The organism is Spirosoma spitsbergense DSM 19989 (assembly GCF_000374085.1).
Classification (GTDB): domain Bacteria; phylum Bacteroidota; class Bacteroidia; order Cytophagales; family Spirosomataceae; genus Spirosoma; species Spirosoma spitsbergense.
Window position 1 is genome coordinate 18,602 of record NZ_KB893583.1, and the last position, 24,709, is coordinate 43,310.

At 50.6% G+C, this 24,709-nt stretch carries 22 protein-coding genes and 1 pseudogene; 14 read left to right on the plus strand and 9 right to left on the minus strand.

Translation table 11 applies throughout. From position 1 onward, the window contains the following. The first annotated feature begins 27 nt into the window (after positions 1-27). Positions 28-822, plus strand: a complete 795-nt coding sequence (locus B157_RS0127200; RefSeq protein WP_020606475.1) for a thymidylate synthase — start codon at positions 28-30, stop codon at positions 820-822. 9 nt (positions 823-831) lie between these two features. Then, positions 832-1,392 (plus strand): pentapeptide repeat-containing protein, encoded by a 561-nt coding sequence (locus B157_RS0127205; protein ID WP_020606476.1) that lies wholly within the window; start codon positions 832-834, stop codon positions 1,390-1,392. 116 nt (positions 1,393-1,508) lie between these two features. Here the strand turns inward: B157_RS0127205 and B157_RS0127210 are convergent, their stop codons facing one another. After that, the gene (locus B157_RS0127210; RefSeq protein WP_026308993.1) at positions 1,509-1,817 is read right to left on the minus strand and encodes a 2TM domain-containing protein; all 309 of its coding nucleotides are present in this window, start codon (positions 1,815-1,817) and stop codon (positions 1,509-1,511) included. 133 nt (positions 1,818-1,950) lie between these two features. Between B157_RS0127210 and B157_RS0127215 the strand changes: the two genes are divergently transcribed. The 4 genes from B157_RS0127215 to B157_RS0127230 all read left to right on the plus strand — a co-directional run bounded on the left by B157_RS0127215 (position 1,951) and on the right by B157_RS0127230 (position 8,324). Further along, complete coding sequence (locus B157_RS0127215; RefSeq protein WP_020606478.1) at positions 1,951-3,687, plus strand: helix-hairpin-helix domain-containing protein; 1,737 nt, start codon at positions 1,951-1,953, stop codon at positions 3,685-3,687. Positions 3,688-3,806: 119 nt separating this feature from the next. Next, positions 3,807-6,215, plus strand: coding sequence for a TonB-dependent receptor (locus B157_RS0127220; protein WP_020606479.1), 2,409 nt, complete (start codon positions 3,807-3,809; stop codon positions 6,213-6,215). After that, on the plus strand, positions 6,215-7,276 hold the full coding sequence (locus B157_RS0127225) for a DUF4249 domain-containing protein (RefSeq protein WP_020606480.1): 1,062 nt from the start codon (positions 6,215-6,217) through the stop codon (positions 7,274-7,276). Before B157_RS0127220 ends, B157_RS0127225 begins: the two co-directional genes overlap by 1 nt. A gap of 52 nt (positions 7,277-7,328) precedes the next feature. Beyond that, a complete protein-coding gene (locus B157_RS0127230; RefSeq protein ID WP_020606481.1) occupies positions 7,329-8,324 on the plus strand; it encodes a glycosyltransferase family 9 protein in 996 nt (331 codons plus the stop codon). Between the two features lie 57 nt (positions 8,325-8,381). Here the strand turns inward: B157_RS0127230 and B157_RS0127235 are convergent, their stop codons facing one another. Genes B157_RS0127235 through B157_RS0127245 form a run of 3 tightly spaced genes read right to left on the minus strand, consistent with a single transcriptional unit; the run spans position 8,382 to position 13,318 of the window. Continuing rightward, positions 8,382-9,740, minus strand: coding sequence for a beta-barrel domain-containing protein (locus B157_RS0127235; protein ID WP_020606482.1), 1,359 nt, complete (start codon positions 9,738-9,740; stop codon positions 8,382-8,384). Positions 9,741-9,747: 7 nt separating this feature from the next. Next, entirely contained in the window at positions 9,748-11,121 is a 1,374-nt protein-coding gene (locus tag B157_RS0127240) for a TolC family protein (RefSeq protein ID WP_020606483.1), read from the minus strand. A gap of 4 nt (positions 11,122-11,125) precedes the next feature. Beyond that, positions 11,126-13,318 (minus strand): peptidase domain-containing ABC transporter, encoded by a 2,193-nt coding sequence (locus B157_RS0127245; protein ID WP_020606484.1) that lies wholly within the window; start codon positions 13,316-13,318, stop codon positions 11,126-11,128. A gap of 448 nt (positions 13,319-13,766) precedes the next feature. Here B157_RS0127245 and B157_RS0127255 point away from each other — a divergent pair, with 448 nt between their 5' ends. The 7 genes from B157_RS0127255 (at position 13,767) to B157_RS0127285 (ending at position 20,451) form a co-directional block, all read left to right on the plus strand. Continuing rightward, positions 13,767-13,964 carry a hypothetical protein gene (locus tag B157_RS0127255; protein ID WP_020606486.1) on the plus strand — a complete coding sequence of 66 codons (198 nt, stop codon included), beginning with the start codon at positions 13,767-13,769 and terminating at the stop codon, positions 13,962-13,964. An 80-nt stretch (positions 13,965-14,044) separates the two neighbouring features. Next, a complete protein-coding gene (locus B157_RS0127260; protein ID WP_020606487.1) occupies positions 14,045-15,193 on the plus strand; it encodes a protein kinase domain-containing protein in 1,149 nt (382 codons plus the stop codon). Positions 15,194-15,212: 19 nt separating this feature from the next. Next, on the plus strand, positions 15,213-15,431 hold the full coding sequence (locus tag B157_RS38580) for a hypothetical protein (protein WP_157618607.1): 219 nt from the start codon (positions 15,213-15,215) through the stop codon (positions 15,429-15,431). Between the two features lie 203 nt (positions 15,432-15,634). Further along, the gene (locus B157_RS0127270; protein WP_245565293.1) at positions 15,635-17,980 is read left to right on the plus strand and encodes a T9SS type B sorting domain-containing protein; all 2,346 of its coding nucleotides are present in this window, start codon (positions 15,635-15,637) and stop codon (positions 17,978-17,980) included. Between the two features lie 142 nt (positions 17,981-18,122). After that, positions 18,123-18,710 carry a fasciclin domain-containing protein gene (locus B157_RS0127275; RefSeq protein ID WP_020606490.1) on the plus strand — a complete coding sequence of 196 codons (588 nt, stop codon included), beginning with the start codon at positions 18,123-18,125 and terminating at the stop codon, positions 18,708-18,710. 121 nt (positions 18,711-18,831) lie between these two features. Then, complete coding sequence (locus B157_RS0127280; RefSeq protein ID WP_020606491.1) at positions 18,832-19,107, plus strand: hypothetical protein; 276 nt, start codon at positions 18,832-18,834, stop codon at positions 19,105-19,107. 126 nt (positions 19,108-19,233) lie between these two features. After that, the gene (locus B157_RS0127285) at positions 19,234-20,451 is read left to right on the plus strand and encodes a L,D-transpeptidase family protein (RefSeq protein WP_020606492.1); all 1,218 of its coding nucleotides are present in this window, start codon (positions 19,234-19,236) and stop codon (positions 20,449-20,451) included. On the opposite strand, the gene B157_RS0127290 is transcribed toward B157_RS0127285, so the two are convergent. Beyond that, positions 20,421-21,143: a murein L,D-transpeptidase catalytic domain family protein gene (locus tag B157_RS0127290; protein ID WP_026308994.1), complete on the minus strand. Its 723-nt coding sequence runs from the start codon at positions 21,141-21,143 to the stop codon at positions 20,421-20,423. The two genes, B157_RS0127285 and B157_RS0127290, sit on opposite strands and share 31 nt — an antisense overlap. 106 nt (positions 21,144-21,249) lie before the next feature. Here B157_RS0127290 and B157_RS0127295 point away from each other — a divergent pair, with 106 nt between their 5' ends. Continuing rightward, positions 21,250-21,990 carry an EcsC family protein gene (locus tag B157_RS0127295; RefSeq protein ID WP_020606494.1) on the plus strand — a complete coding sequence of 247 codons (741 nt, stop codon included), beginning with the start codon at positions 21,250-21,252 and terminating at the stop codon, positions 21,988-21,990. A gap of 345 nt (positions 21,991-22,335) precedes the next feature. On the opposite strand, the gene B157_RS0127300 is transcribed toward B157_RS0127295, so the two are convergent. The 4 genes and pseudogenes from B157_RS0127300 to B157_RS40625 all read right to left on the minus strand — a co-directional run bounded on the left by B157_RS0127300 (position 22,336) and on the right by B157_RS40625 (position 24,435). Then, positions 22,336-23,190, minus strand: coding sequence for a DUF2911 domain-containing protein (locus B157_RS0127300; RefSeq protein WP_020606495.1), 855 nt, complete (start codon positions 23,188-23,190; stop codon positions 22,336-22,338). Between the two features lie 434 nt (positions 23,191-23,624). Then, the gene (locus B157_RS40615) at positions 23,625-23,948 is read right to left on the minus strand and encodes an ISAs1 family transposase (protein ID WP_211225021.1); all 324 of its coding nucleotides are present in this window, start codon (positions 23,946-23,948) and stop codon (positions 23,625-23,627) included. 209 nt (positions 23,949-24,157) lie between these two features. Beyond that, a pseudogene (locus B157_RS40620) lies at positions 24,158-24,265 on the minus strand (hypothetical protein); the annotation flags it as partial. Then, entirely contained in the window at positions 24,247-24,435 is a 189-nt protein-coding gene (locus B157_RS40625) for a transposase family protein (protein WP_211225020.1), read from the minus strand. The pseudogene B157_RS40620 and the gene B157_RS40625, both read right to left, overlap by 19 nt. Between the last annotated feature and the right edge of the window lie 274 nt (positions 24,436-24,709).

Below are 24,709 nucleotides of genomic sequence, written 5' to 3' on the forward strand. Positions count from 1 at the left end.
TTGTCCATTCTTCGTTGAATAAATTCTATGCAACAATACCACAACCTGCTCCGCCATATACTTCAGCATGGCACCCGCAAAACCGACCGCACCGGCACCGGCACCATCAGTGTATTTGGCTATCAGATGCGCTTTGACTTACAGGCTGGCTTCCCGCTCCTGACGACTAAAAAAGTGCATACCCGCTCTATTATTCACGAATTACTGTGGTTTATCAAGGGCGATACGAACATCAAATACCTGAAAGATAACGGGGTATCAATCTGGGATGAGTGGGCCGACGAAAATGGCGATCTGGGGCCAGTATATGGTAAACAGTGGCGTAGCTGGGCGGCTCCCAACGGGATTGTCATTGACCAGTTGACCGATGTGTTGAACCAGCTCAAAAAAACGCCCGATTCACGCCGGATGATTATATCGGCCTGGAACCCGGCCGATGTGCCGAACATGGCCTTGCCTCCGTGTCATTTATTGATGCAGTTTTACGTGGCAGATGGTAAACTGTCCTGCCAGTTATATCAGCGCAGCGCCGACGTATTTCTGGGCGTACCCTTCAATATTGCCAGCTACGCCCTGCTGACCATGATGATTGCGCAGGAATGCGGCTACACGGCGCATGAGTTTATCTGGACCGGTGGTGATACGCACCTGTATCTGAATCACCTGGAGCAGGTGGATACCCAACTGGCCCGTCAGCCCCGCCCACTGCCAACCATGCGGTTGAACCCCGACGTGAAATCGGTTTTTGATTTCACTTATGCCGATTTTACGCTCGAAAACTACGAGCCATACCCGGCAATTAAAGCACCCGTGGCCGTATAGGTAGTAGCAATGGAGTATTATAACCAGATTTTCGATCAGACGTTTCCGGCACAATGGACAGGTCAGGAATTTGAGGAATGTACGTTCCGAAAGCTGGATTTGTCCCGAACCGCATTTACGAATGCCAACTTCGTCAACTGCCACTTTGAGGCCTGTAATCTGACGCGGGCCGAACTAAAAAATACGAAGTTATACGACGTCCGCTTTTCCGGCTGTAAACTGGCGCATGTGGATTTCAGTCCCTGCAATGCTTTTGGGTTTTACATCAGTTGCCAGGAGTGCCAGCTCGACTACACCATTTTTATTGACCGTAAGCTAAAGAAAGCGCAGTTTGTCGACTGCTCTATCAAAGAGGCGCAGTTTATCAAATGCGACCTTACCGGAACGGTGTTCAGGCACTGTAATCTGGAATTATCCCGTTTTGAGGGCAACAATCTGAGTCAGGCAGACTTCACCAGTTCGTATAATCTGGAACTGAATCCTGACGATAACAAGGTAAAAAAGGCCCGGTTCTCGCTCCACAACTTACCCGGTCTTTTAACCAAATACGACCTCATAATTAGTCAGTGAGTGGATTGTTTGCCGGATTACAAGATAGGTTACCCTAATTCAGCTTTGAAAAGACGTAAGAAGGGCGATGTAAGATGTTGATCTTATGTCTCCCCTCTTCCGTCTTTTTGATCCCATTATTGCTGCTGATTGACAAGCTTCTGGTACTCGTTTTCAACCATATTTCGTTCGACACCACCCCGGTAAACGGCGAAGTAATGCGATACCAGGCCAATGCCCCAGCCAATCATGGGGAAAAGTGGCCACGGAAAAATCCCCCTGAAATGGGTTGAGGAGAAAAAGGCGTAGCTACTTAAGGCCCATATAAGCCAGAAACCGGCATTGACAATCAGATACGTACGCAGGTGCATTTTAAAGCCAACGCAGGCTTTGGCCTGCTTCCAAAGATAAGGGTCACGGTTGGGGGTGGTTGGGGTGAGCTCCATAGACTTTTTCTTATTTTTAAGGGTTAATTGATACCGTTTGTCGGCTGATGGGATAAAGGTATAATTACCCGTAGCCGACTTCCACGAAAATCTGACCGATTGCCTAACTTGCCGCGTAAACTGCCATTTTTCCATGACCAATGCTGATATCGTTGACCTGCTCGAACAAACGGGCCGGTTAATGGAACTCCACGAACGGGATGCGTTTAAAATCCGTACGTTCCAGAATGCCGCTTTTACCCTCGATAAATCTACTGTTGATATAGCCAGCCTTTCCGTCGACGAACTGGTCAAGCTTCCCGGTATCGGGAAGTCCATTGCCCAGAAGATCCGCGAAATTATTGACACCGGTCACCTGACCGAACTCGATGAACTACTGGCGCAAACGCCTGCCGGGGTGCTCGACATGTTTCGTATCAAAGGGCTTGGTGTTAAAAAGGTACATACCCTTTGGCGGGAATCCGGCATTGATAACCTCAATGGCCTTCGTTTGGCGGGTGAGCAGGGCGAGATTGCAAAGATTAAGGGGTTTGGAGCCAGTACGCAGGAGAAAATTCTGGCTGCGCTGGACTTTCTGCAGGAGCAGCAGGGTAAAGTACGGATGGATAAAGGGGCCATGATTGCTACACTCCTGCATGATGAACTTAAAAAGCATTTCGACCGGGTTGAAATCAGCGGACAGGTTCGCCGGAAAGCGCAGGAGGTCGATACCATACAATTACTTATCCAAACCAGTAACCCCGTTTCTGCCATGCTGACCATCAATCAGGTTTCCAGTCTGGAGCAGAACGGGCAGGAATCGTCACCGTTCATCTGGCGGGGCCGGTTAACCGGTTTCGATGTGCTGGTGGAGCTGTTGCTCTACCCGGCCGAGCAGATAAACCGGCAGTTATTTATTCATACCGCTACTGATGCCCACCTGCAACAAGTGACCGACGGGGGCGCGCCGTTGATGCAGGTCGCGTACACCAGCGTTGTTTCGGAGACTGCCGATGCGCCAACGGAGGAAATTGAACAGGCCATCTACGCCAGGGCGGGTTTGCCTTATATCGTGCCCGAAATGCGGGAGGACACCTTTGCCTTCCAGTGGGCAAGTCAGCACCAAAACGACGAACTGGTAACCTGGGATGACCTTCGGGGTACGCTCCACAACCATAGTACCTGGTCGGATGGGAAAAAATCGGTGGCCGAAATGGCCGCGTACAGTCGCGAACTGGGCCTGACATATTTCGGTATTGCCGACCACTCCAAAACGGCGTCCTACGCCAATGGTCTCGACGCCGACCGGGTACGCCAGCAACAGATTGAAATTGACCAGATCAACGCTGGTTTTGGTGATGACTTTCGGATTTTTAAAGGCATTGAGTCCGACATCCTGGGTGACGGTTCGCTGGATTACGACGATGCTACGCTCGCTACCTTCGATTATGTAGTGGCGTCCGTTCACCAAACCCTCACCATGTCGCTGGAGAAAGCCACTACACGTTTGCTAAAGGCTATCGAAAACCCGTATACCACCATTCTGGGCCACCCAACGGGCCGGTTGCTGCTAGCTCGTGAAGGCTATCCCATCGACCATCGTGCCATTATTAATGCCTGCGCCAAACACAACGTCGTTATCGAAATCAACGCCAGTCCCTACCGGCTCGACATCGACTGGCGGTGGATTGACTACGCCATGCAACAGGGCGTTTTGTTAAGCATCAATCCCGATGCCCACGACCTGCCCGGCTTGCTGGACATGCACTACGGGGTAGCCATCGGCCGTAAGGGCGGTCTGACCAAAGCCATGACCTTCAACGCTCTGACACTGGCAGAAATGACGGCGTACCTGCAACAGCGCCGGGGGCTTATTCGTACTACTGAATAGCAGGAAATTAATTATCGGTTAATGAATACCGTCTGGTAGGGTAAATAGGGCTGCTTACCCCTTTATAGTATTAACTCATAATCTTGCCAGTCGTTGTGATTTACTTCCAAATCCACTCTATGCGCTTATACGGTGTACTGTTATTGTCATTTTGTCTACTCAACGGTGTAATAGCTCAACAGAAAATCAACCCGACTGGCCCTACGTATTCCGCAACGGGGTACGTGAAGGATGCTAAAACCGGCAAACCCATTCAGGGGGTCAATATCGTTGTGCTGGATGTGTCGAAAGGATACATAACTGCTAAAGATGGTTTTTACATTGTCCAGTTACCACCCGGTAATTATGTACTCCGGTTTTCCCACGTAGGGTACCGCTCCCGGCAGGATACCATATCCCTGCAAAAAACACTCTTCCGCGAAATAACGATGGAAGACGATTCCAAAGATTTAGAAGAAGTTGTGGTTACAAGCGAAGCCCCAGACCGCAACGTCCGTAAAATTGAGATTGGCGTATCACAGTTGAGTATCCGCAGTATCCGGCGCATTCCGCCGTTGATGGGTGAGGTCGATGTTATACGTAGTCTATTGCTCCTACCGGGGGTAACAACGGTAGGAGAGGGGGCACCGGGTTTCAACGTTCGGGGGGGGAGTACGGATCAGAACCTGATTTTATTCGATGAGGCTCCCGTTTTTAATGCGAGCCACCTGCTGGGTTTTTTCTCCGTTTTCAACCCCGACGTAGTGCGCGACGTAACCCTGAACCGGGGGGGCGTCGCGGCAGCGTATGGGGGCCGGGCCTCGTCGGTGCTGGACGTGAAGATTAAAGAGCCGGATGCCGAGAAATGGGGTATCAATGGGGGCGTTGGCATCATATCGAGTCGGCTGGGGGTCGAAGGACCAATCATCAAAAATAAGTTGTCTTTTCTGCTGGCAGCGCGGGCCTCGTTCAACGATTTCCTGTTTAAGCTGGCTCCTCCAAAGCTACGCGGTACAACCGCCAACTTTTATGATCTGACCACCAAGTTCAAATACCAGCCTAACGAAAAAAATACAATTACGTTAACGGGTTACCTAAGTACAGACGTGTTCAAACTGGCCTCCGATTCGCTGTCGGGGCAGGAAATAAATGCCTCGTCAACCAAGTTCAATTACCAGACCATGAATGGCGTTTTGCATTGGAACTACTTCATGAGCAAGCGGGTAAACCTGGCTACTGCCCTTATTCTGAGTCGCTACCGGGCCGACCTGTCTTCGCCCGATTCGTCCAATGCCTTCCAGCTGGAGTCAGGCATCCTGCATCGGCAGATAAAATCAGACCTGACGTATACGCCCAGCGAAATACATCAGTGGCAGGGCGGCATTAGTGCTATCGATTACCTGGTTCAGCCCAATACCCGTACGCCCGGCCCTTATTCCAACATACTCCCGGTGGATCTTGCCCGCGAACGGGCGTATGAACTGGCCGCTTATGTGCAGGATGAGTGGAAGCTGAATGCCGATGTCGCCATTATTGCCGGATTACGGTATTCGATGCTGCTCAACCGGGGGCCGGCAACCGTAAGGACGTATCAGGAAAATGGACCCCGTCAGGACGAAACCGTTTCCGCTACCCAACCCTACGGAGCGGGGACTATTTACCATACGGCGGGTGGGCTGGAACCTCGTTTGGCCATCCGCTGGTCGGTGGGAGAAGGGAGTGCCATCAAGGCTGGCTACAGCCGGTTGCGCCAGTATCTGTTGCAGGTGACGAATACTACGGCGGCACTGCCTACTTCGCGCTGGCACCTGAGCGATATGTATACCAAACCAACCATTGCCGACCAGTGGTCGCTGGGCTATTTCCGGAATACCGCCGATAATGCCATCGAAGCATCGGGTGAGGTATATTACAAAACGCTTATCAACGCCATCGACTACCGCGATGGGGCCGAACTGCAACTGGCGCAGGCTGTTGAAACCCAAATCGTGCAGGGTAGTGGTCAGGCGTATGGTTTTGAAGGATTGCTACGGAAAAACAAAGGCCGCTGGACGGGATTCATGAGCTATACCTACGCCCGCACGTTCCTGACTATGAACAGCCCGTATGCCGATGAGCGGGTAAACAACGGGAATCCGTACCCGGCCAACTACGATAAACCCCATACGCTGAACGTGCTGGCTACCCACCGCCCCGCAACCTGGTTTAGTATGTCGCTCAATTTTACGTATAGCACGGGGCGGCCAACGACCCAGCCATCAGCCATTGCCCGCGTGGCCGGCGTAGCGGTGCCCATCTACCTCGACCGGAATCAGCAGCGCGTTCCCGATTACCACCGGCTCGACTTCTCGATGACCTTCGAGCAGAATGCACTCACGCGAAAACGGAAAAATGAGAGCAGCTGGGTCTTCTCTATCTATAACGTGTATGCCCGGAAAAATGCGTATTCCGTCTTTTACAAACTAAGCCCGGCCTCCGCAACTGATGCGTACAAACTGTCTATTTTTGGCACGGCCTTTCCGTCTCTAACCTATAATTTTAAATTCTGATGAAAGGACGGAGCTGGCTATATGCCCAGGTATTGTTGTATGGATTACTGGTTGTTTCGTGCGTAACGGAGTTTGAGCCAGGCAGCGTCAGTATTCCCCCTTCGCTCATTGTAGAAGGGAACATCACGGACGCACCGGGTCCCTACGTGGTCAAATTGACACGTACGGCCGATTATTCGTTCAAAAGCCTGAACCTGCTCGAAACGGGCGCTACGGTTGTTATCCTGGATAACCTGGGTAATCAGGAAACGCTGAAGGAACAGGCATCCGGCGGAGTCTACCAGACCGCATCGACGGGTATTCGGGGGGTGGCAGGCCGCACGTATAAACTGATCATTCAAACCAAAGCGGGCAAGCGGTACGAGTCCCAGCCCGAAGCCCTGCAGGCCGCACCACCCATTCTGGATCTGTACTACACGTATACGAAAGAGCAGGGGAATGGTAGTTCGGCAAAAAACCAGGGATGGAACGTGTACCTGGATACCAAAGACCCGGAAACACCGGGCAACTACTACCGCTGGATCTGGACCCACTACCAGTTTACGGAGGTATGTTCCCAACGGGAACTGCCCAACGGGACCATTACGGGGCTGGGGTGCTGCTCCAACTGCTGGAATATCTCGCGTTGTTACAACTGCATCAGCGTTAGTTCCGATGTGAACATCAACGGGCAGGCTATCAGCGGACAGTTCATTGCCCGGGTGCCGTACAAATCAACGAGCATATATTATCTGGAAGTGCAGCAACAGGCACTCAGTAAGGGCGCTTATGCCTTCTGGAAAAGCGTGAAAGGACTGGTTAGCAACACTGGGGGGCTTTTCGATGCGGCTCCCGCTACCGTGCGGGGTAACCTGCGTTGCGTGAGTGATTCAACGGCCTACGTGTACGGCTACTTCGGGGCAACCGGCGTATCGGAACAATATATCAACGTAGACCGCAGAAACGGTGAGGGCGCGCCGGATCTGGACCCTCCTGTAGTTGTTCCCCAGCCTTCGGCCTGCGTGGTGTGCGAAAACAGTATCTATCGAACCCCCAACAAACCCCGATGGTGGCAGTTCTGATTTGTTTGGTGAGTTGATGTAAATGGGATATTTTTGTATAAATGATCATACCATGACTCGTGCGGTAAAAATATTGGTTTTGCAATTTGCGTCTATCGGCGATGTGGTGCTGACTACACCGGTCCTGCGCTGTTTAAAGCAGCAAATGCCGAACGCGCTTGTCTGCTATTGCACAAAAGGAGTTTATCAGCCAATCATTGATGCCAATCCATACATTACGAAGGCGTATTACCAGGACGGAAGTGTGTACCAACTGATCCGCCAGCTTCAGGCCGAGTCGTTCGATTACGTCATTGACCTGCAGAACACATTTACAACCGGGTTGATTAAGGCCGTTCTTGGCGTTCGTTCGTACAGTGTCGACAGGCAACATCTGCGGCAGTGGGCTTATATCCGGTGGAAACTGAACGCCATGACCGATCAGCACATTGTTGACCGGTTTATGGCCACGGTTGCACCATTGGGTGTTGAAAACGATGGGCGGGGACTGGATTATTTCATTCCCTACCGGGATGAAGTAGAAACGGACTGGCTTCCCGAAACGCACCAGCAGAATTTTGTAGCCTATGCCATTGGCGGGCAGAGCCTGACCCGTCGGCTACCCGTATTACGGATGATTGAGTTATGCCTTAAGATAAACTACCCGATCGTGCTACTGGGGGATAAGGATGACCGCAAGACCGGCGACGAAATCGTGCGGGCCGTTGGCGAACGGCACATTTATAATGCCTGTGGCCACTATAACATCAACCAGTCGGCCTCCCTGCTCCGGCGGGCGCGGGTCGTGTTCAGCCACGATACCGGGCTCATGCACATTGCAGCCGCTTTCCACCGGAAAATATACTCTATCTGGGGCAGTACCACGCCCCAATTCGGCTTTTATCCCTACAAAACCCCGCACGTTCGGCTCGAAACACCCGGCCTGGGGTGTCGGCCCTGCTCGGTAACCCCAACCGGTAGTTGCCCCATGAACCACTTCAAGTGCATGAATAACCTCCCGTTCGACTTTGAAGTAAAAGAATTAAGGACGAAGAAGAAGTTTGACTGATTCGTTCGTTAACGGGCTGTACTATGCCCAAAAAACGACGAGTCAGTACAGGCTGGATCATTGGGAAAACAGGTTTTTGATGCTGTCGAACAGGCGTTCAAGCACCCGGATATCGTTTGTAATCACTTCCGCAGTTCCTTCCAGTCCATACCGAAACGGTAGCTTCTTGTTGACCGTAGTGGTCAGTCCTTTAGGTAGCGCCACGTACAGCTTATAGGCGGTCTGGGGCTGGCCACCCGCGGTTAGCGTAGTGCTGATGTCGGCTACGGTAGCCACTTGTCCCCGCAGCATCCCAAACTCTTTTTTGCTAAAACTCAGGAGAGTAATAGTAACGGCCTGCCCCACCGCTACCTTTCCGGACCCGGAGGGTTCAATGAATAACTCCCCTACGTAGGGGCCAGCCAGTTCCGGCACGGCCCTTCCCCGTCCGCCTGGGTTGGTATCCGGATTAGGAACAATCCCGGCTATCTCCTGACCCGCCACCAACACGGAATTCTCGTGCAGAAAATTGAGGTAGTTTAACCGGCCGGCAATGGGAGCTTTCAGCACATAGCTGTTTTCCCAGGCGGTAATGGCGTTCAATAAACCCGTAAAGGCATCGCGCAGACCGTTGCGGGTGGCCAGTTGCCGGTCGGTCTGGTCAAAATCATATTCAGCCTTCTGACTGCGAAGGGAAATAATCCGATTGTCGTTTTCGGCAATAGCCGCACGGGCGGCTTCAATGGTCTTGGACTTGCTGATTAACTCGTCGCGTTTGGTTTCGAGTTGTTCAATTGAAATACTGCCCGATCTCTGGAGGGGTTTATACCGGGTTTCGTAGGTTCGGAGCAGTAGCCCATACTCCTGCTCAAGCAAGTCTATTTGCCGGTTCAACCGGTTGCCAACCTGATTCAAACCGCTGATCTGCTCATTAACGATCCCCTTTCGCTGCTGATTGCTGTTACCGCGTACCGCCAGTGCCTGCCATTCCTTCCAGCGCAGCAAAAGTACGTTATAGGGCGCCTGCAACTCGCCAAGTTCCAGCCCGTCGGGGAGCAGGAGTGTGGAGGATTGGTTGGTTTCCAGGGCGGGCTGGAACAGGTCCAGGGCTTGCCGCAGGGCCAGCACGTCGGTATAACGGGCTGTGCCGCCAATGGTAGCGAATACTTCATCGGCCACCAGCATGGATTTGTCTGCGCTTAGCAGATGAATAGGGCCGCCGGTTCTGGCCACTACCGTTGCAGGCGGGGTGTTTGTCGTTATTGTGATTTTACCTTTAATGACATCGGGGTATTTGATAAACCAGGCCAGCCCCAGCATCAGCACAACAACGCCAAATAGCAGACTGATGCCCCAGCGCAGGGGCCAGCCGGGCATTTGAGCCAGCAATTCGTCAACATCATCCGAGTGGTATGTAGAGGTTATTGGCTGAGGCATACTACGGTTAGTTTAGGTTACCCACCAGTTGTTTGGCGTCGGCTTCAATGAGTTTGAGCGCATATAAGGCCTGTAACTGGTTCAGTTTTGCTTCCGTATAGGCCAGTTGTACGGAGCGGTATTCGATTAGATTGGAAAAGCCGTTTTGCAGCCGATTGCGGGCAATGACCAGGCTGCGGGATGCATTGGTCGTTAATAAAGCCGACAGTGCTACAATTTTTGCCTGTGTCTGGTACGAGCTGGCCAACAGTTCCGCTTCGACCTGCAACTGGCGCTCGGTGCCTTTCAGCGCGATTTCCGTCAAGCCCCGTTCCAGTTCACTTTGCCGAATGGACCGTTTTGTTTCACGACTCCGTACCAGGGGCATGGATACGGATAAACCCGTCAAGAGCAAATTTGTCGAATTGCCATTGATCCGTGGACTATCACTGAATTTTGTCCCTGTGAAACTCTGGTAAAGAGACGAATTGAGTCGTACTGTAGGGCTGAAAGCTGTCTTTTGTATTCGTATACTATTATCAGACACCAATAAGCCCATTCGCTGACTTCGGAGGTCGTAGTTCAGACTCATCAGTTTACCATTCAGGTTAGCAAATGCTGGTGGTTGTGGGCCTGGCACCAGGCTATCCGTCAGGATTAAGGGCTCGAAGCGATTCCATCCTATGGTCGTATGGAGCTGGCTCTGAGCAATTTGAACGTCGATTTCCTGCTGAAGATAGGTAGTCGAATCCGTGAGAAACAGGTTTTCGGCCTGTAGCACATCAAAGGTGCTGGCTTTGCCCAGCCGTTCCTGCTCTCTAAAATCGGTAAACCGGGACCTGGAAAGTCCTACTCCTTCTGCTCTGACCGTTAACCTGGCCAGCTCCACCACAACGCGGTAATAAGCGGCTACCAGTGCCCGGCTCACGCGCTGGCGTACTGCCTGTCTTTCCAGGGTTGCCTGCTGGGCTAACTGATCGAGTCTGGTCTGACTCAGGCCTACCCGACCGCCGTTATACAGGAGCCAGCTACCGAAGATACCTCCATTAAGAGCGTTATCCTGATATACGCCCCGCACATAGCTGGTAGGAGAATTGTATTGATTGAAATAGTTATTCTGACTGATACTCAGATCAAGGGAGGGTAGCCGGTCTGGTACGCCAATATGACGGTTGCTGGTGGCAATGGATTCGCGCTGAATGGCCGTTTGCAGGTCGGTATTGTAGAGCATACCCAATCGCAGGGTTTCGGCTAACGACAGGGAAATTTGTGCCTGACCCGTATGCCCGGCCAGCAATACACTCAGCAGTAGCCACCACCGGCCTGTATGGTACAAGCCGAAGGTTGCGCGTACGTGCCGATATATACAGCCGATTCCTGAAAAGAGGTAACTATACACCATGCCGCTAACTGCTAAGTTCCAACTGGTTATGCACCAGGGTATAATAGTAGCCCTGTTTGTTCACGAGTTCGAAATGCGTACCCGTTTCCACAATCTCACCCTGGTGCAGTACCACAATCTGGTCCGCATTGCGCACGGTGCTGAGCCGGTGAGCAATCACCAGGACCGTGCGCCCCCGGGTAAACTCGGATAGATTGTTCATGATAATCTTTTCATTATTGGCATCAAGGGCACTTGTCGCTTCATCGAAAAATAAAAACGTTGGATTTTTATAAATAGCTCTTGCCAGCAGAACCCGTTGTTTCTGACCAACGCTCAGTCCAACGCCCTCGCCCCCGATTTTGGTAGATAAACCACGGGACAGGTTCTGAATAAGGTCAGACAGGTTGGCGGCATAGATCGCGTAATTAAGTCGTTCCTCGTCGGGAGTTTCGTCGCTGGCAATAATATTTTGCCGGAGGGTGTCCGAGAAAATGAACCCTTCTTGCATAACCACGCCACACTGTCCACGCCACCAGCCACTGTGAAGGGCCTGTAGATTCTGGGTGCCAATCAAAATCTGACCATTGCCGGGGGTATGAAATTTGAGCAGCAGCTTCATCAGCGTCGTTTTGCCACTACCACTGGCACCGACCAGCGCTGTCGTTTTGCCACGCGGTAAAAACAGGTTGATGGATTTTAAAACCGGGGGTGTACTGGGACCACCGTAGGAAAAACTAAGATTCTGAAACGTAATACCTGACCAGGCACCCAGTTTGGTGATTCGATCCGCTTGCACCGGGTCTTCGTCTTCTTTTTTATTAACCTCCCCCAGGCGGTCCAGGCTAATTTTGGCATCCTGGGCCGACCGCATAAAGCTCAGCAGATTACCCAGTGGTGAATTGATTTGCCCCACAATAGCCTGAATGGAGAGCATCGTACCCAACGTAATCTGTCCGTCAATAACCAGCTTGGCCGATAAGTAGGTGATTAGAATATCTTTTAGCTGACCGATAAAGAACGTGCCCATCTGCTGCACCTGCATCAGCTTCATATCTTCGACGTTGATTTTAAACAGCCGCGCCTGCACCTGCTCCCATTTCCACCGTTTCTGATTTTCGATGTTCTGGAGTTTGATTTCCGTAATGCCCGCTACAATTTCCAGCAACGATCCCTGATTATCGGCCATGCGGTCAAACCGGCGCAGATTGATGCGTTTGCGCGCGCCCATGAAGGCCCACGTCCAGCCAATGTACGCCAGGGCACTGATGAAAAACACCGTGAAAATAGCCCCATTATATAGCCCTAGTACCAGACCAAATACCAGCATATTAAACAGGGAAAAAACCACCTTGAGTGACGAACTGGTTAAAAAGCGTTCGATAATTTCGTGATCTTCAATACGCTGGAGGATGTCGCCTGTGTTACGCGTTTCGAAGAACGAAATGGGCAGTCGCATGAGTTTGGTCAGAAAATCCGAAATCAGCCGAATACTGATTCGGCTGCTGATGTGCATCAGAATCCACTGCTCAACGAAGTCGGTAATAAGCTGGCATAAGAAGATAGTGAGCTGGCCAATGAGTAGCAGGTTCACAAAACCGATATCCTGATATTCAATGCCCCGATCCACAATGGACTGCATTATAAACGGGATAATAAAGGTCAGGACAGCGCTTAGCAGGACGCCAATGCCAATTTGTACCAGATACCGACGGTAAGGACGCAGATACCCCCAGAAATAACGTAGCCGAAGCCCCTCCTGCTGGTCGTCGGGATCGGTATAAAATGTCTGGTCCGGTTCCAGCAGCAACACAATGCCGGGTACATCAGCCTGTGTCGGTTGCCCGGTCCAGCCCTCTAAAAACTCCGCGTGCGTATATTTAACCAGACCCTGAGCCGGATCAGCCACAAAAATGTGTTGATTGGTGCTGGCATACACTACTACAAAGTGCCGTTGACGCCAGTAAGCAATTAGTGGTTTGGGTGCTTCGGTAAGCAGAATCTGGAGCGTTATTCGAACAGAAATAGTCCTAAAGCCAACGGCCTGTGCGCCGTCACTGATACCCGCAACGCTCACGCCGGTTTTTCGGATAAAACAAACATCGCGCAGGTGTTCGAGTGACAGCGTTTTGCCGTAATACTTGCCAATCATCCGCAGGCAGGTTGGCCCACAGTCAACTAAATCTAACTGGCGATAAACCGGAAATTTTTTGATCACGCAAAACGGTGCCTGGCCCCGGCCTGTGTAGCCGCCGAACCACAGCCATTATAAGAGGTTTTTTTTAATTGCTCAGGGGCTGGAATACTGCCCACTTTGCTAGCATTCCGGATGCTGCGCATGTCGTTTAGACGCCTGTTTTTCCAGACCGTCACCAATTTTCTGTCCAGTTTTAACCAGGTATCTCCCTATTCAGCGAGTGCCCAAAAACTTCATGAAGTTTGCCAAGTGTAGAATATGACGCTTTTAGTGACTATATTTTTGTTAACGTAAACATTTTATTTGCACTAATACTATATCAAATTAACCGGGCTACCGTATAATAAATATTTAATAAATAAACGACATTTTCATATGTCAGATTAAAATGAGATACTAGTTTAGCATCATTCTAAGAAGAAATTTTTAGAATAATCTTATATTTTTTTATCTAACCCAATTAAATGTCATGATGAATCTGCAAACATTCCAAGCGCGCTTAGGCCAGCTGGACATTCTGTCTGTTGCCGAAGCAAATGCCGCCATCGGTGGCGGTGGCTGCAATCCGAAGTCGAACAAGCAAAAGTCGAACAAGCAGAAGTCGAATAAGCAAAAGTCGAACAAGTCGAACAAAGGTGGCTATTGCCCACCACCACCATGCTGGTAGTCGGTAAGTAGTCTACGTGATATGGCAGCCAGTTGACATCAACTGGCTGCTGTTTTTTCACCGCATCCTATTTTCCTTCTATGGAGATTGTTTACAGCCTTTCCGCCAACGTTGAATTTATAGAACGTACTTCCCTGACGAATACTGATTTCGATGCGGGGTTACTCAATAAATCGTCGGGTACCGTATTGCTGCTCAATACAGAGTTGACCGCTTTGCTGACTTTATTTCGGGAGCCTGCTTCCGTGGCCGCTGCCGCTGCACTTTTCGCACACCAACTGGATGCGCCTATCACCGACGTACAGGCGGTTATCCAGCACTCCGTTGATACGTTTGTGCAACAGGGTATTCTGGTAGACGCTGAACAACGTCAGCAGACAGTAACCCATTCCTTTCCGACCCTACAGCCCGGCACCCGCATTGGGGACTATACCGTTCTGAAAGAGTTGTCTGCCACCCCCCCGGTGGGCATTTATCTGGTCCGGAATCAGGCGGGTAAACGATTCGTACTAAAGAAACTATTCAGTCATCCTAAAGCGTCCAGGGACGTAATTCGCTCCCAGAAGAAGGAGTTTGCCTATGAGTTTCGGATACTTGAGAAACTCCGGGACTGCCCTCTGGTGAGCAGACTCGTTGCGTATGTTCCCCGCGAAGGTATTGGGGTAATTGATTACTTTGCCGGTGTCAGCCTACGCCGTTTTGTCAGCACGCACCACGACACGTTGTTGCCTGACGACCGGATTGCCCTGTTTAATCAGTTGCTGGACGGAGTGGCTAGTCTGCATAGCCGGAACGTACTCCACGGCGACCTGCATTCCAGTAATGTACTGGTGAACAAAAAGAAACGAATACTGCTCATTGATTTCGACCTGGCCTTTCTCTGGCGCGACCGAAACAAAAGAAGCATCAGGTATGGCGGTATAACGGAATTTATACCCCCCGAACGGTTAACAGACAATGTTTTTCATCAATCGGTTGGTCCCCCTGATTTTCGGGCTGAGGTGTATCAGATTGGGGTACTGGGCTATTTCATATTCCACGGGACACTGCCGTTTGATGGTCATACCTGGCGGGAACAGATTGAGGCCATCCGGCATGTCAGCCCTGTTTGGAACGCAACGGCTCCGGACCCGGTTCGACACCTTATCGAAACGGCACTGCACAAAATACCGGCTCAGCGTTTTGCCTCTGCAATGGCAATGAAGGCGGTCAGCGCACAGGCAGTGTAACTTGCCAGTACAAATCTATATGTCGTTAACAGCTGTCACGGGAGTAGTCTTGCCCGATAATGACCTGATGCCCGGCCGGAGGGTAACGATTGGAAATCGTTATCTTTGTTGTATGAACGAGCGATTCAAATTGTGGCTTAAACGCGTGGGGTGGCTGGGTTTTCTTTTCTTTCTTGTCAAAGGCCTGCTCTGGCTGTTGATCCCTTACCTGATTGCCAAAGGTTTTCTGTCGAAATAAACTTCATCCGGTCGACGCGTTTTTTGAAACAATGATATCCTTTTTGCCGTAAAGTAATAGACTGGGTCGGCCTGACCAACTATTTTGTAAATCTGCGTATAGTCAATTGAGTGTCAAGCATACGTATTGAATCTGGTACTGGTATCATGCATTTGGGGAGGAGAGGAGTATTCCGTCGGTTTGGCGTAGGCCTGTTGCTAGTCATGGCCTGGTTACTCTCACTGGAGGGTCGGGCAAACCACATTATCGGAGGTGATGTAAGCATGCGGGCTGTTGGCACAACGCCGGGCCTGTTTACGCTGTCATTAAATCAATATTGGGATGCAACCAAAACGTCCGTTGGCAATCAGGATCCTACGGTAACGCTGCTGGTGTATCGAAAAAATAACCCCGTTCTGGTTGAACGGATTACGCTTCTCCTCCGGGAAATTGTGCCGCTCACGTTCGGGAATGCCGCCTGTGCTTCCCTGCGTCAATTGAGTTTTACGCAGGGGCGTTACTATGCCGACTACCAGTTTGACACAAAGTTGTATACCGACCCCGGCGGCTATTATATGGTTTGGGAGCGGTGCTGTCGGAATGATGCGCTCACCAATGTCGATAGTTTTATTGCCAACGGGGTGGCTATGGCGTTTTACCTCGAATTTCCGGCCATGCTCAAAAATGGGACGAATTTTTACAACTCGTCGCCTGATTTTCGCCTGCCAAATGGCGACTACATCTGCATTAATAAACCCTTTACGTTTGATGTGGGCGCAACCGATGCGGATGGTGACCAGCTTCGTTACTCCCTGGTAACTCCCCTCAATGGGTACACAACAAGAACATCGCCTACCGTTACAGACGAGTCGCCCAGGAGTAGTTATCCAACCATTAACTGGAAGTCGGGGTATACTTTAAGCAGCATTATTCCGGGAAATCCACCCCTGAGTATTAACCCGGCAACGGGTGTTTTGAGTGTTCGGGCTACGGAGGTTGGCCTGTATCTCTTTACCGTACAGTGCGAAGAGTTTCGAAATGGGGTACGCATTGGCGTTGTCAGGCGGGATTTTCAGCTCCCGGTAGTCGACTGCTCTAAAAATACCCCGCCACCGGCCGTGGTAACGGCAAATGGCAAAGTATCCAATGACGTTATCTGGTGTGCCAGCCAGCCGCTGGTGCTGTCGGTCGATAAAAATCCGCTCTGGGCCTACCAATGGCAAAGGGACGGGGCCAACCTGCGCGGGTCTACCAGCGATACGCTACAGGTACGTACACCGGGCACATATACGGTCATTAAAAGTCTGGCTAATCAATGTGCCAGTGATACCGCTTCGCAGGGGGTGAAAGTGACATTTGTAACGGCTCCGCTGGTTACCTTATCGCTGGCCAAACCAACCCCCTACTGTGCCGGTGATACCCTCACGTTACAGGCCAAAGGACAGCGTGATTATCAATATCACTGGCGACGCGATGGGAAGGATATAATGGGCGAGCAGCAATCGTCCCTCCGGGTATATCAGTCGGGGGTATATGAAGTACTGGCCCGGCCTTCGCTGGCCCTCTGCGATGGGCAGGACAGTGTTCGGGTGGTAATAAACCCCAAACCGGCCGCTCAGATACAGCCGGCCTCGTTAACCTTCTGTCCCGATGAATCTGTTTCGCTGATAGCCCAGGATATGGTCGGGAATCGGTACCGGTGGATTCGGGATGGAGTAGCACTCAGCGATACCGTCAGTCAGGTAGTGGCGAAGCAGGGTGGTACCTATCAGGTTACGGTAACAGGAGCGACGGGCTGTACGGCCCTGTCGCCGGGTGTTTTGCTGACGCAGGCCGCCCGGCCCGTCATACAACTGGATTCCATTGCTCCCATCTGCCTTTCTGCGGGCGTGTCTGTATCGCTAACCGGGCAGCCGACGGGTGGTATATATACCGGGCCGGGGGTGCTGGGAACTCAATTCAGTCCCGAAAGGGCGGGGGTAGGCAAACATCAGCTAACCTATACCGTTGTATCGAACAATGGTTGCCGGGCCGAAAAAAAACAGTGGGTCGAGGTGTGGGATTCGCCCCGGCTAACTGGCTCAACAACGTATTTTCTGGTGAAAGGCAAAAGCGTTCAGTTGGTGACCCAGGCCAGTGGACCCATTAGTCAATACCAGTGGGAACCGCCAGCGTCATTAAACCAGGCGGATATAGCCAGTCCGCTTGCCAGTCCGGAAAGTACGACTCCTTACTCCCTAACGGCTACCAATGCCGCCGGTTGTACGGCTACGCTGGCCGTGTTGGTGGAGGTAACCGAACTGCTCTTTATACCATCGGCCTTTTCGCCCAATTCGGATGGGCTGAACGATTCCTGGATCATACCGAATATCCGCCTGTTCCCGAACAATAAAGTAACTATTTACAATCGTTGGGGTGAGTTGGTTTTTTCCTCTCAGGGATATGCTACTCCCTGGGACGGCACCTATCGGCAGGAACGCGTCCCGCCCGGTTTATACACCTACCAGATTCGTACGGGCGATGGCCCGCTGGATACAGTTTATCGGGGGCAGTTGATGGTTGTTCATTAACGGGGGCCGGGCCATTCGCTCAAATTCATGTCCACAAGGCAATTTTTACGGGCCTGACTACCGTTTAATCAATGCGATGAAGCGGTAGCTTCAGGCTCGTCGGCACGACGGGCCGTATGTTCCATTTTTAACAATACGCAAAATGAACAGGAAATTTCGGTTAAGCTCGGCACTGGCATTCGTGCTTCTTGCCGGTACGAGTGCATCGGTTTTTGCCCAGAACCAGAACGCAGGTACGCAAACCCCGACAACCACCAATGCAGACATGAATGCTGCCGCCCCTACCCTCAATACTACGGGCAAAGACCTGGCTATCAGTGCTGCGAAGTCGGCAAACCATACCATTCTGTTTCGGGCATTGCGGGTATCCGGTCTTACAGAGCAAGCCAGTGGAAAGGGACCTTACACCGTATTCGCCCCCACAAACGAAGCCTTCGATAAATTACCAACCGGTACGCTGGATGAGTTGCTGAAACCAGCCGCCAAAGCGAAACTGCAAAAACTGCTGGCCTACCATGTGGTGAAGGGCGAGTACACGGCCGACAAGCTTCAGGACGGACAAAAGCTTAAAACCGTAACAGGTGGAACGCTGACTATCAGCAAACAGGGCGATACCATGACCGTTACGGATGGGGCTGGTAATAGCGCTGCCATGAGCCCGGAGGGAGCGGAAGCTACCAACGGAATCATCTATTCGATCGATATCGTGATGATGCCAACCAGCAAATAGGAACCGGGCGGAAAAGGAAAAGTCTGGGTCTCATGGAGTTGTATCGATGGATTGAGCCGGTCGCAAACATTTACTTCTACAGCGGGTTTAAGTACGTGTAGCCTACTTAAACAAAAACGTTATGGAAAAGCAAGGAAAAGACGCGATTGATATGGATGAGTCGAACCGGGAAGATATAATTCGTGCCAAGCAGGCTATATCACCCGATGGGCTGGAGGATCAATCCGTTGAAGGAAACAGTGGCGTCGGTAGTGAGGTGATAACGAAAAAGTTACCCCCCGATGAACTCGAAGACAAATACATGGATGGCGACGAAACTGCTGCTAACGTTCGGGTGAACAACCCGAACCGAAACCCGGATTCTAAACCGGATATTGATAAACCGGCGTATAGCTAATCGAAAAAGGCAACTCGTTCAGGGTTGCCTTTTTCATGGATACGTGTCAACAGGGTTCAGCACCGAATCAAAAACAACACCCGATCTGGCGGGTTAGTATAACCGGAAAGACTGCTTACACTACACATGGATAACGAGAGTAAAAAGAAAATTGGCATTGGAGTGGCTATCACAGCCGGTATAGTGCTTTTGTTTTTTGTTGGAAAGTGGTTCATCACACGGCAGGCGGGTGAACCGACAACAACCGCCGGGAACGATGAAAAGAAGGTCGAACAGGCGCAGTTTAGCCTTCATGCCCTCTGTCGGTATGCCGACTCGGTTGGCATCGATACCGCGCGCTACAGTGTTAAACCAACCAGTACGGACGCCGAAATTGACGATAAACGGGCTGATCTATTGATGGAGATTCGCTACGGTAAAAAACCATCGCGACTAACTTTTAGCGGTCTCAAAGAAAAAGTAGACTCGGCCTGGGCACCAAAAGCTGACGCCACCGACATGGTAGAATCCGTGGCTAAACTAACCACTTTCGGGCCTTACAATCAGTTGGTTGGTCATTATAATCGAATTCGCCGGGGAGGTCGGTCAAACTCGCTCACTGCCGATACACTGCGTTTGATTCGGCAAACACTCAACTTCTATCGGTACACCAACCGGTTCGATGCCGATCAGTTTGTGGTGGTCAATATACCGGCGGCCGAACTGAACGTGTTTGACCGGAAAGGTACCCGATTACTGCCCATGGACGTGATTGTAGGGAAACCGGACCGACAAACGCCCTGCATGACTACATACGTACAAAATGTGGTTGCTTACCCGTACTGGAACGTGCCCCGCAAGATAGCGCTGGAGGAAGTATTACCCCGTATGCAAAAGAATATTGCGTATGTGTACAACCAGAATTTCCAGATTATAGATGAGAAGGAACAGGAAGTTGACCCGGAGGAAGTGGACTGGAACAGCTTGTCTGCTACTAATTTTCCGTACCGTATCCGGCAGGCATCGGGTTGCGAGAACTCGCTGGGTTTGCTAAAGTTTGTGCTGGCCAATCCACTGGCTATCTACCTGCACGATACCAACAGCCGGGATTTGTTTACGCAGTCGGCCAATCGCTGGCGCAGCCACGGGTGTGTACGGGTACAGAAACCGGTCGAACTGGCAAATCTGGTACTCGGAGCTAAGACCTTTACGCCCGATTTTATGAATAAATGCCTGATTGACCAGAAACCGCGGCAACTGGACATCCCAAAAAAGTTTCCTGTATTCATTGCCTACAACATTGCTGATGTTGATGCGGGCGGAAAACTGACGTTTTATAAGGATGTGTATTCGCTCGATAAATAAGCGGAACGCTTGAGGTAATCCAAATTAGGGGCGTATACAAACAGACAGGAACCACCCTTAACCGCCTGAATTATCCCCTTCGATTCGGCGTACGGAACGGCCGGGCAACCCTGGCTGCGACCCAAACGGCCGTTTTTACGAATGAACTCCTCGCAGGCATAATCGGCTCCGTGCAGAACAATGTTTCGATTGTAGACGTTGTCGTTGAAACCCTTCTCCAACCCTTTCAGTTGAAGGGAAAGGCCATGTTTGCCCATATACGTATTCAGCGTTTTGTAGAAACCAAGGCTGGTTTGAAAGGAGGACTGTGTATTGGAAAACTGGTTGGGGACCAGATCGCCGGATTTCTGACCGTGTGCTACGTAGGTATTGAAAAGAAGCTTCTTATTCGCCAAATCAACGACATACAGGCGTTTATGCGTGGAGGGCTGGCTAAAGTCGACAATGGTCAACATCGATTTAGCAGTATCTATTTTCTGCCAGCCGTGCAGGGCATAGTCAAAAATGTTTTTCTTCAAACCAGCCTGTTCCAGGTTCAACTGATCGTACAATGAAGGCCGACCAACTGAACTGTGCAGATGGGTTGCTGAATCAGGGGAGACAACGGGAGTAACGGTTCGGGAGGCTCTATAGCCGGTGCTGGCAAAGTAAACGAAGACCAGAGCGAACAAAAGAAAAAGGACATTCTTCATACCGGCAACTGCCATTGGAGGTTTAGGAGGATGTAGGCTATGAACACCCTTTGAGCTTTTTTAATTCGATGAAGATACAGGTTTTTCGCTAAAAATAGACTCGTCCATGACTCCTTATAAACAAGCCGTCCAAACGGAACTGATGCGGTGGCAACAGGCTATGCAAAAGCCACCATCCAGATTTGGAAAGCTATCCACGTCGATACAGCATCGAATAAACCGGTTTATTCCCAATCGGATTCATGCCGTTATTACGGCTACAATCAAGCAAATGACCAGGGCTGTCCTGTTCGGGGCTGGCTATCTGACCAGTGCTCCTACGGAGGGTAAAACCCTTGTTCAGCGGGATGCTGCTGTAGCAAAACGCATTGAATTCTACAAAAAAACGAGTGCCGCCGAGGGGGGCGTTACGGGGGCGGGAGGCTTTCTGCTTGGTCTGGCCGACTTCCCCATCCTGCTGGGCCTGAAAATGAAAATGCTCTTCGAGATTGCTTCGCTGTACGGTTTTCCGGTCAGCGATTACCGCGAACGGGTCTACATTCTCTACGTTTTTCAACTCGCCTTTTCCAGTCAGGAGCGTCGTCAGATCGTGTATCAGCACGTGGTCAACTGGGAGGAACACAGCCGCCAGTTACCGGATGATATCAACCAGTTTGATTGGCTGACTTTTCAGCAGGAGTACCGCGATTATATCGATCTGGCCAAGATGGCGCAATTGATTCCGGGCATCGGGGCGGCTGTGGGTGTCGTGGTCAATTACCGGCTGGTCAACCAACTGGGTCGCACGGCCATGAACGCCTACCGAATGCGGCTATTGCAGGAGAAACCCTCCCTGTTTATTGATTAATACTGACAGGGTGTCTGCCCATTGAGCAACGACTATTACGTTATATCCAGGTCTATTCGGACACAAACGGGGGTACGGGAATCAAACGCCGGATACGGTAACTGCCTTTTTTAGCTGCGCTGCCCGAGATACCACAAAACGCCGTTAACCAAGGCCATTTCCAAAACCCGGGCTTTAAGGTTCTATGTCAATTACACCCTACCAATCATCCGGTTGTGGCTCCTTATCATGATTGATCAAGATAATTGGGTAGGGTAGATGGGGGTTCACTATACGCACCCGCCAAACAACAATGGCTGTCCTTATGCGGGACAGCCGTTGTTGATAAAAGGGAGGAACCAAGTGTTACTTCTTTGCCGAAGCAATCAGGTCATTGGCCATTTTTACATAGTCTGCATTTTTGGCTTCCGTTGCCAGGGTAACGGTTTTTTCAGCGCTGGCAATGGCATTGTCTTTTTGGTTTAATTTCAATTCAATCCTGGATTTCAGCAGCATGATCCAGAACGCTTTCGGATTTTGTTCCGTGGCTTTGGTCACCCAGCCAAGTGCCTGTTTCAAATCCCGGTTGGTATCGTAGTAGTAACTGGCGGCCTCAAAATAAGCGGGCTTGTCCGACGCCATCGAAGCCTCAATGTTCTTCACGATTATTGGATCGACATCGGCGGTAATGGTAACGGGAACGCGGGTTTTATCCCACATAATTTCCAGTACGGCCGAGTTGGGCAGAATATCGGCCAGGTTGATGGTAAAGGTCTCTGCCTTGTTGGCCAGCGTAGTCGGTTTCACCTGAACCCGTACTACTTCGTTCTCTTTTTTGTAATCACCCACGTTAGCCCCCAGGTTCAGGTCTTTGGACAGCATGACATCCCAGGTGGTTTTCCCCGGAATGGTAAACAGGCCGTAGGTACCTGCTTTCACCTCTTTACCCTCCAGTTTCACATCGGACGAAAACGTAATTTTGGAGGTGGCATTGGCACCGGTACGCCATACTTTGTCGTAGGGGACCAGATCACCGAAAATGGCCCGACTTTTCACTGCCGGTCGGGAGTATTCGAGGGTGATATCGCCCAGGGCGAAACTCTGTTTGGTGGTTTGCAGCGGGCTGGCAGCCGGTACTTTAAGCTGTGCCTGTGCGGTAGCGAGTGTACAAAGCGTCAGCAGAATGGCCCCGGCTATTGCGGGTAAATGTAGTTTCTTCATGATGAATAAACGATGAAATTATTCCTTATGCGTTTAGTTTTTGAACGCCAAAGATAAGGTTTATTGCGCCAGGTATGCATCTTCCCGAATCAGGTACACGGCAAACGCATGATATTTAAGTAAAGAGCTTTTTGAGGTAATTCACATCATAGGTGGCCTTCACCCGCCGTTTTTGTAAACTCAATTTATCCTTCTGCTGGCTGACTACTTGCAAGGCCAGTTTACGTAAAGTGGACAGGTTCTCTGGTCCATAACCCGTGCGTACCCAGCAGGAATCTTCCTTAAATGTAACATCCAACGGGGCCGCCCGCGCGGTGCCAGTGAAGATGGTTCTCAATACCCCAGTGACCTCTAGCTAACTTGCTGAAATATACCGCACTTTCTGGTAATTCATCACTGATATAGTACCGCGTTTGACGACTTTGTTTAGCTCCTTAGTAGCGAACCGACTCGATCTTGACCAACGTTTGCAAGCCAGACCAAGACTTTATAAAAGAAGCGTCGATACTGGAAGCCGCCGACAGAATAGAACAGGTGCGGGTTTCAAATCGACTCCGAGCATACTCCCATTCCTCTGATACTTCCTGTGCTTTAGACGCTTTGAAAGCACATTCAACCTCTTCTAATAAAGCACCTTGATTCCCCTTTAGTGCTACCAAATAATGTCCTCTTTGTTGCCGAATTTGTCTCAATACGGCTATTTGACAGCCCATCGCATCAATCGTGACAACCGCATCGGTGATATCTAACTGAGCAATTAGGGGGGTAAAGCGTCAATTTCGTTACTCTTATCCTCTACTTTATGTTGGCCCACACATAAGCGATTCTCACCTACCCAAGCGTTGACAATAAATAAGCCACTCATGCCTTTCGAATGGGGTGATACTCCTCGAAGTTTTTTACCATCCAATGCAATTTGTTTATGGGCCAGGATATCCAAAATGTCCTGCCCATACTTACCTAAAAGCTACCTAAGTGATTCAGAGTTAAGTAGTTGAAAAGTCCTGTTAAAGGTATCATGGGAGGGGATGCCATTGGGAAAATCCAGTAAATCTCCTAATTGTGAGCCTTTGGATTGAGCAAATAAAACCGCACGGGGCGGCCCCGCATGTCTTCGTAATCCTGCCCATTGCTAAGGTAGGTGCAAATGCCAATTAAGAGAATATCCGATAAGCGATGCCTGCACTTTTTTGCTTGTCTAAAGTCCTTAATTTGTTGGAAGTATTCTTTGATCGGTTGGCTCATAGGGTCAAATCTACCCCTACTGTACCCTGCTAAAATTGGGATGAAAAAGGGAAAGTTGGATTTTTGTAGTTCTCAAGCTCCAAATATCCCCCTTTCCCATGAAGCAGAACTTCATTGACCAAATTACAACACTCCTGCATAAAGCACCAATTGTAGCCAATTTAGCCCGTAAAAAGTTCGTCGCTCAGTTTATTATTGGGCTCATAAAAAGCAGAAATACACAATTTTGTGAGATTGCACAACATCTGAACGACAAAGTCAAGTTAGCCTCCAA

What these genes read in the sequence shown, in the direction of transcription:
- B157_RS0127205 (WP_020606476.1), top strand. Translation starts at nt 832, where the DNA reads ATGGAGTATTATAACCAGATTTTCGATCAGACGTTTCCGGCACAATGG.
- B157_RS0127210 (WP_026308993.1), bottom strand. Translation starts at nt 1,817, where the DNA reads ATGGAGCTCACCCCAACCACCCCCAACCGTGACCCTTATCTTTGGAAG.
- B157_RS0127215 (WP_020606478.1), top strand. Translation starts at nt 1,951, where the DNA reads ATGACCAATGCTGATATCGTTGACCTGCTCGAACAAACGGGCCGGTTA.
- B157_RS0127230 (WP_020606481.1), top strand. Translation starts at nt 7,329, where the DNA reads ATGACTCGTGCGGTAAAAATATTGGTTTTGCAATTTGCGTCTATCGGC.
- B157_RS0127275 (WP_020606490.1), top strand. Translation starts at nt 18,123, where the DNA reads ATGAACAGGAAATTTCGGTTAAGCTCGGCACTGGCATTCGTGCTTCTT.
- B157_RS0127225 (WP_020606480.1), top strand. Translation starts at nt 6,215, where the DNA reads ATGAAAGGACGGAGCTGGCTATATGCCCAGGTATTGTTGTATGGATTA.
- B157_RS0127235 (WP_020606482.1), bottom strand. Translation starts at nt 9,740, where the DNA reads ATGCCTCAGCCAATAACCTCTACATACCACTCGGATGATGTTGACGAA.
- B157_RS0127255 (WP_020606486.1), top strand. Translation starts at nt 13,767, where the DNA reads ATGATGAATCTGCAAACATTCCAAGCGCGCTTAGGCCAGCTGGACATT.
- B157_RS38580 (WP_157618607.1), top strand. Translation starts at nt 15,213, where the DNA reads ATGTCGTTAACAGCTGTCACGGGAGTAGTCTTGCCCGATAATGACCTG.
- B157_RS0127300 (WP_020606495.1), bottom strand. Translation starts at nt 23,190, where the DNA reads ATGAAGAAACTACATTTACCCGCAATAGCCGGGGCCATTCTGCTGACG.
- B157_RS0127280 (WP_020606491.1), top strand. Translation starts at nt 18,832, where the DNA reads ATGGAAAAGCAAGGAAAAGACGCGATTGATATGGATGAGTCGAACCGG.
- B157_RS40625 (WP_211225020.1), bottom strand. Translation starts at nt 24,435, where the DNA reads ATGAGCCAACCGATCAAAGAATACTTCCAACAAATTAAGGACTTTAGA.
- B157_RS0127270 (WP_245565293.1), top strand. Translation starts at nt 15,635, where the DNA reads ATGGCCTGGTTACTCTCACTGGAGGGTCGGGCAAACCACATTATCGGA.
- B157_RS0127220 (WP_020606479.1), top strand. Translation starts at nt 3,807, where the DNA reads ATGCGCTTATACGGTGTACTGTTATTGTCATTTTGTCTACTCAACGGT.
- B157_RS0127295 (WP_020606494.1), top strand. Translation starts at nt 21,250, where the DNA reads ATGACTCCTTATAAACAAGCCGTCCAAACGGAACTGATGCGGTGGCAA.
- B157_RS0127260 (WP_020606487.1), top strand. Translation starts at nt 14,045, where the DNA reads ATGGAGATTGTTTACAGCCTTTCCGCCAACGTTGAATTTATAGAACGT.
- B157_RS0127285 (WP_020606492.1), top strand. Translation starts at nt 19,234, where the DNA reads ATGGATAACGAGAGTAAAAAGAAAATTGGCATTGGAGTGGCTATCACA.
- B157_RS0127290 (WP_026308994.1), bottom strand. Translation starts at nt 21,143, where the DNA reads ATGAAGAATGTCCTTTTTCTTTTGTTCGCTCTGGTCTTCGTTTACTTT.
- B157_RS0127200 (WP_020606475.1), top strand. Translation starts at nt 28, where the DNA reads ATGCAACAATACCACAACCTGCTCCGCCATATACTTCAGCATGGCACC.
- B157_RS0127240 (WP_020606483.1), bottom strand. Translation starts at nt 11,121, where the DNA reads ATGGTGTATAGTTACCTCTTTTCAGGAATCGGCTGTATATATCGGCAC.